Annotated in this window: 5 protein-coding genes and 1 pseudogene; 5 read left to right on the top strand and 1 reads right to left on the bottom strand. The window is 47.8% G+C overall.

The annotated features are described in order from the left end of the window. The first annotated feature begins 304 nt into the window (after positions 1-304). The 5 genes from M2447_RS13565 (at position 305) to M2447_RS13585 (ending at position 4,693) form a co-directional block, all read left to right on the top strand. Positions 305-535, top strand: coding sequence for a helix-turn-helix domain-containing protein (locus M2447_RS13565; RefSeq protein WP_277559041.1), 231 nt, complete (start codon positions 305-307; stop codon positions 533-535). Beyond that, positions 532-1,911, top strand: coding sequence for a hypothetical protein (locus M2447_RS13570; RefSeq protein ID WP_277559042.1), 1,380 nt, complete (start codon positions 532-534; stop codon positions 1,909-1,911). The genes M2447_RS13565 and M2447_RS13570 overlap by 4 nt, the downstream gene beginning before the upstream one ends. Then, positions 1,908-3,509, top strand: coding sequence for a plasmid recombination protein (locus tag M2447_RS13575; protein WP_277559043.1), 1,602 nt, complete (start codon positions 1,908-1,910; stop codon positions 3,507-3,509). The genes M2447_RS13570 and M2447_RS13575 overlap by 4 nt, the downstream gene beginning before the upstream one ends. A 162-nt stretch (positions 3,510-3,671) precedes the next feature. Next, positions 3,672-4,124 carry a hypothetical protein gene (locus M2447_RS13580; RefSeq protein WP_277559044.1) on the top strand — a complete coding sequence of 151 codons (453 nt, stop codon included), beginning with the start codon at positions 3,672-3,674 and terminating at the stop codon, positions 4,122-4,124. A 410-nt stretch (positions 4,125-4,534) separates the two neighbouring features. After that, complete coding sequence (locus tag M2447_RS13585; protein ID WP_277559045.1) at positions 4,535-4,693, top strand: Fic family protein; 159 nt, start codon at positions 4,535-4,537, stop codon at positions 4,691-4,693. A 431-nt stretch (positions 4,694-5,124) separates the two neighbouring features. On the opposite strand, the pseudogene M2447_RS13590 reads toward M2447_RS13585, so the two are convergent. Continuing rightward, a pseudogene (locus M2447_RS13590) lies at positions 5,125-5,493 on the bottom strand (hypothetical protein); the annotation flags it as partial.

Here is a 5,493-nt window from a genome sequence, read left to right on the forward strand (position 1 = left end):
ATACCTGAAAGCTTCCAATACCTGAAAGCTTCCAATACCTGAAAGCTTCCAATACCTGAAAGCTTCCAATACCTGAAAGCTTCCAATACCTGAAACCCTCCGAAAGTAAACTTTCGGAGGGTTTCAGGTATTTTTGCTTTTCAGCAAAAAAACCTCCTAATTATCTGACCGTAAATAAATTACACCGATCAAATAAATTAAATACCCAAGTAGCAAAAAAGTATTTTGAATTTTTTAGGTGATTTCGATATAACAATTGATGGCAAATTCACATACGCAAAAAAACTTACCTAAAACATCGAAGGTGCCTCGCACTGACGATCCAAAAGCATCCGAAAATACGCATTCGGTGATTTTTTCCAAGCCACGAGATCTTTCTCGTGAATTCGGAATCTCGCCCAAAACATTAATGCGCTGGGCCGCAGCAGGAAAAATCAATCGATTTAAAGTGAATTCCCGTTTGGTTCTTTTCAAGCGGGAGGAAATCCAATCCTACATCGAAAACGCAAAGGTTTCGAAGGGAGGTGTCAAATGAGCTCAAATCTTCTTCTTTCTGACAAATCCAGCGACGATGAAACAAAGCACCAATTGCTTAATCCCATGGACTCAACCGTTGTTCAAACCGCCCTGCGGGATATTTTAAACGGTTTTGTGAAATTCGGAAAACGAAACGAAATAGACCACAGACTAAGTGATGCGTTGATGAGGGCGCTCACCGCATTCCTCCCTGATGGCACAGAATTGATTGTTGGTGCCTCGCACGATCCAAGAATTGAGAGCGCGTTGGTGGCCATCGAAAAAGAAATTCGCAGTCAAGTCCGCAAGAAATCAATTCCCCTGGATCGCTCGACTGTCTTCCGAATCATCAATGAATTGGTTATTTTTTTGCGAATCAAGACCTCCACTAAGGGTGAAATTCCTCAAACCCGAGCCCAGCTCCAGGCACTGGAAAAATGCCCGATTCAAGAACAGGCGATCATTTGGAAGACCACTATTTTGAAGAATTCGGGAACAAATATCACCAGGAATCATATATTGGAGACGGCCCGCGCCCGTGGCCTGCAAATCAAAGAAAGCAATCCATCGAATGCGGAAATTTTAAAACAACTCAGAGGAAAATGGAAAATCTTGAGAGATGCTAAAAACAAAAAAGAGAGTAAATCTGTAACGTATGAGATTGATGTATTATTGGGCAAATCGAACACACCCAAACCAAAGACAATCAAACGATCTTTCACTGGGGATCCTCCTAAAAACGGCGAAAAAACATCTGTGCCGAAACGCGAGGCTCCGCCACCTCCGACGGAAGAACCAAAGCAGGCCACTGAGAAAGCCACAGAGCCTGCAAACCAGAAAAAACATACGGAGGGGGATGCGCTATTAGGTAAAAATTCTGGAAAAACTCCGGATTCCCCGCATTCCAAGGCACCTGAATCATTGGCGGAAGAAACCAAACAAGTTTCACCAACAGATACCCCACAGGTGGACATGGCCAATCCAGCGAAACAACAAGCAACAGCTACCGCACAGAGGCAGCTTGGCCTCTTAGGTTTCGGTCAAACACCCTTGCCAAAAATCACGTCTGACCCATTCCCTAAAAACACCGAACCCCACCTAGAAAAGACTGCAAAATCGGCCCCGAACAAGCGCAGTCCCAGCGCCTACTACTCTGAAACGAAAACCGAAGTGCATCTCAAATTCGACTCTCGGGAAACATATCTCGAGATTATAAAAGCAACCTTAAACTTTGCCGATATGGGATTCAAATTCGATGGCAAAAAATGGGTCATCAACAGGGATCAACTTATCCAACTTGAAAATCTCACATCTGATGACCTTGTTTTGAAATTGCAAAATCTCGGCTTGAAGATTCTCCCGTTTGAAACAACCGGAACGGAGGGGGCAAAATGAATCCTAAATCAATTCACTATGCACTTGTCCGCACTGCAAAACTGGTGCCACGCGTCCCACGGAAAGGCATGAATCGATCTGGCCGCACATACGCCGAAAATATCGACGATACAGCAGATCACGAACTCCGCCTAAAAACTGTCCCAAACGCGAACCCGGGAAAAAAAGATGACAACCATCTGATTCTCTTTGAGGGCGACAAAATGATAGATATGCCTTTCAAGGATGCCCGTGAAAAAGGCTACATGCATCGTAATCTCTTCTATAATCTCGCAGTTCGTGAAATCACAGCCAAAGGCATTGACATGGAAAAACTCCGCAAGGACTACGTCCTGGCACACCAAGTAATGATCTCCGCAAGCCATGATTTTTTCAAACGTGGGACGGCACCAGAGCGAGAGCCTGGAAAACCCGCAAAGTCTGGGTCCTTAATCATCGACGATGATTATTTTCGCTGGCGGAAAGATGTCATCCAATTCCTGATCAATAAATTTCGAGGCCTGATCGTTGCCATCGTCGAACATCTTGATGAGACAACGCCGCACCTTACTGCGATTATTGTGCCGCTAATTTTCAAAGAGGTGAATTCCCCTGGGCGCCGTGGCTCAAAATCTGCACCGGCGGCTAGAAAAGAATGGCGACTTTGCGCCAGTGCCCTGTTCACGCCCTCCCTTTTGCGTAAGCTTTGGAGTGAGCTAGCAATCGCAATGAAACCCCACAAACTCCATCGCCCACCAAAATGGGCACGCGTGAACCACGAAACAATTAACGAATTTTATTATGCCCTCGCCGAAGGAAAAATCGCTGCAGAAACATTTAAAAAATTAATGAACTTTCAACTCCCCGCACCTAATCCAGGGTTATTTGGTGAGTCCTTGACTGCTTACCACACGCGTGCGCAGAAGGCAGTAGAAGAAAACAACCACATCCTTTATTCACATGTCGATCTCGTGCATTATCAAGCTCTCGCTTACCAAAAAACAAAGGACGAAATAGACCAACTACGACTCTCGCTAGAGCAATGTGAATTAGCACTATACACCGCGCGCGAAAACGCAACAGACCTCGAAAAACAACTGGCCAATGCGCGCACTAAACTTCAGCCACTACATTTGTGTTCTGTGCCTGATCTACTAGGATTGAAGTCCGCCATTGAGGGTGGAAACATCTATAAATTAGCCGACGACCGGATAATTAAATTGGAAGACCGAAAATTCATTGTTTACCGAAACATAAATTCAAAAAAGGCTATGCACTTCGGAGAGGGTGCATCCGAATTTCTGGCCTACCTTTTCGACTGTAAACCTTGGGATGCTGCAAGGAACCTTTGGTTTTGTTTTGGAGAGAGGGCAGCAGGAGAGCTTGTGGATTGTTACAAACAATCATTCAGAAGCACTCCAAATCAGGAATTCATTAAAAATTTGCTTGCCCGTTTTGCGATGGCAAACAAACCAATTGAAACCGTCAAACCCAAAAAGGAGGATGCAAAAAAAGAGACAACTTCGCCTCAAAAACCCTACTTTGACAAAATCGAAATTGAAGAAGAAAAAGATGAAAAAAAATCACATAAAAATTATCAGAATGAAAGGGAAATTTGACCTGCCGAAGTGGACAGTGTTGCGATAAGGAATCGCTTTTAGGCGGCTCCTTATTTTTTTATCGCACAGAGATCGGCCCCAATTTTTGTGTGACATAAACACACTTGCATTAACCAAGAAAATTAGAAAAATATCCCCTAAATATCAACCTTGTTGAAAAAAATGGATCCGACCTCGAAAAAACTAAAAAAAATGGAGGAGCTGGTTCAAATCCTTCTGGCTAAGAAAAACAAAGAGTTAAAAGCCCTGCCTGCCTATTACGGTTTTCCAAATATGGAAAAATTTAAAGAGGCATTGGACATAGCCGAGCAATCCCAACCGGAAGCAACCACACATGGTGCCATACTTGAGGCAAAACTACCGCGAAAGAGAAGCCCCTACACCAAAACCACGCCAGAACAGGAAAAAACCATCATCGAAAAAGCGAAGGAAGGGCTCAACGACACAGAAATAGCCAAAAGCCTTGGCATCAAACCAAGAAAGGTCACCAGTGTGCGCATGAAACACGGCATCAAAGGCCGCCCTGGACGTAGCAAATCAAACTCCGAACAAACCCCACCAGCAACGGAAACCATGCCGCTCAATGCGCGGGAATCGCGAGCCTCCCTCCGGTAGCTTGAAATGTGAAACATTACGATTCCGAGCACGATGTCCATTTCCGCAACCTTCACGCGCGCCTCGCGGCGGAGGCATTCAATGATTCACCGTCGAGGAAGTGCAATCAATCTTCTACGCAGGCACGGTGGCCGAGCATCTGCAAAACACGCGTCCCGAAGACACTCACGATGTGCGCGAAACCTATCGACTGATCGTCGATCCCAATGTCAGCGCGTCCGTGCCGGAATCCCAGCTGATTTGGTTGAGCTCATAAAATAAAACGACGCCATGCCCGCATGATGACCGGCAGGGCGGCGGTCGAACCGGGTGTTCTGAAAACGCGAAACAACGAATTTGGTTCGCGAGTGTTTGTCGCGCCGGAGCTCGTTATTGAAACACTCGCGCGCGGATAGACGCTGGGACGAGCATTGCCGTCGCCGGTCGCTAGGGCGCTTTACATGCTGTTCCTCATGGCGGAGGTTCATCCCTTCAACGATGGCAACGGCCGCATCTCGCGCCTTGGCATGGATGCGGAGCTGGAGGCGGAGGGTCGAATGCGCCTGATAATCCCCACGTGGGCGAACTAACTCGGGAGCGGACAATCCCCGGCAAGACGGTCTGCTTGTTGGTATGGACGAGAACTGTCACTAGCGTGGATGCGTCCGTGGCTCGGCCAAATTGCGAAAAGTAACGGCGGTTGATCCAACCGTTTTTACTGGGATTGCCCCTTCCTCCATTGCACACATGTGTGTTGCACAATGGTTCGTTTGAGAAAACGCGCGCTCCACCCTTTTGTCAGATATTCCGCAGCAACACGGCAATGTGTTTGGGCAAAAGCTCTAAAGATAAGCTTTGGGCAAAAGCTGCGCCGTCGGCGCCTTGGTTGGAGCCTGCCTTAAAAGGCAAGTTTTAGAAATGGTCACCATTAATCCTAAAAAGGAAAATGGGCGAGTTGAAGGAGAGCCGCGAGTGCGCGGGTTCTGGCTGGGGATGCGGAGGGTGACCGGAAGGCGTTTTGCTACCCACTGAGCAACAAGTGCGCGTCCGGCGGCAGGCCCGGCAGCCACTTACCGCCCAGCAAACGCCTCAATAACCGCGTCAGCAGCAGCGTCCAGCGTTGTTGCGCGCTCCATCGCTCCGTGATGGCGTTGATCTGCCTTAACTCCTTGCTAATTCTCGTCACCGCTTGCGCTATCACCCCGCCTTTCTCATGCACGAGGCTTACTTTGACGGTGCGCTGGCCGCCGCTTTGGGTTTGCCGTCCCACCGCGGCCATGAGCATCGGCCGCGCCCGGATCGCCTCGCGGTGGCTCCCCTCGTCGTAGAAGCGCACATACAGCGTCCACCAGTTGTAAAACAGCGCCACGAGGTTGGCCATCAACCGGCT

This window comes from Ereboglobus sp. PH5-10 (genome assembly GCF_029504735.1).
GTDB lineage: Bacteria > Verrucomicrobiota > Verrucomicrobiia > Opitutales > Opitutaceae > Ereboglobus.

Bases quoted from the DNA above. Each gene is read 5' to 3' on its own strand.
- M2447_RS13570 (WP_277559042.1), top strand. From the start codon at position 532: ATGAGCTCAAATCTTCTTCTTTCTGACAAATCCAGCGACGATGAAACA.
- M2447_RS13575 (WP_277559043.1), top strand. From the start codon at position 1,908: ATGAATCCTAAATCAATTCACTATGCACTTGTCCGCACTGCAAAACTG.
- M2447_RS13580 (WP_277559044.1), top strand. From the start codon at position 3,672: ATGGATCCGACCTCGAAAAAACTAAAAAAAATGGAGGAGCTGGTTCAA.